Source organism: Leptospira idonii (assembly GCF_004770995.1).
Classification (GTDB): Bacteria; Spirochaetota; Leptospiria; order Leptospirales; family Leptospiraceae; genus Leptospira_A; species Leptospira_A idonii.
The window spans coordinates 1-939 of the sequence record NZ_RQHW01000056.1 but is presented as its reverse complement, the minus strand read 5'-3'; the positions used below and the strand labels follow the sequence as shown (position 1 = coordinate 939).

General features: G+C 32.5%; 1 protein-coding gene. It reads left to right on the top strand.

The window, feature by feature from the left end; all coding sequences use genetic code 11:
- The coding region (locus tag EHS15_RS19140; protein WP_167884255.1) for a hypothetical protein at positions 1 to 939 on the top strand (939 nt) is incomplete at both ends.

Sequence of the window (939 nt, the reverse complement as noted above, 5' to 3'; positions counted from 1 at the left end):
ATTACCTTTAATGACCAACAACCTTTCATATCTCTTCACAAAAAATACAGTAGCACAATAACTCAAAGTCACAAACCTACTCTCAAAGAAGTTCGTGATGCCTTACAAGATCAAATTATTTCTTCTATTTCCTCTCCCGAAGCAAAGTTCACATTAATCAAATCAGATGTTGGAACCGGTAAATCTTATTTTATTAATTCTCTACCAGATCACTTTCCTAATAAAAGAATCCTTGTCCTGGTCAAGAGAATTGAAAACTACACAAATTATTCAAATTTCACTAATCTTCCCTCTGCTCCAAAAGAACTTGAAGATTTCTTCGAAGAAAACTCTCCCAAAGGCATTCACAGCTACAAAATCTTTGAAGATTTAGAGCCAACTACTCCTAGACTAAAATCTCTAAAAGAAATTTACCTCAAACACCAAAAGTCTACCGAAGAAATACTTGCAACTAGCCAATTCATTGTCGCAACTCACTCCAAATTCTTTTTAAGCTCACTAAACTTAGAAGCTTTCGATCATGTTATCTTCGATGAGTGTATAATTAACTCAATGTTCCGAGAATCAACGGTCAAAGAAAATGAGCTTACAGCTTTGAGAAACGAGAAATCATTTCTGATCAAATACCTACTTAAATCGCTAGATAAGATGGAGATTGACGATATAAAGTCGTTTGATATACAGCCTCTTACAAAAAAAATAAGTAATTTGCTAAAAGCTGAGTCAGAAAAAGCGATTCTACATATTTCACAAGGAACTAAAGCACCTATTTCACCTTTATCAGCCTTAAAACACTTCCAAAATAAATTTCACGTTCTAAAACTAGAAAATGAATATCAAATTATTTCAGATTTTCAGTTTCCATCTTCAAAATACTTAATTTTATCTGCAACAGCCTCGTCAGAGATTTATAAAGAATTATTTAAGAATGAAATCGAA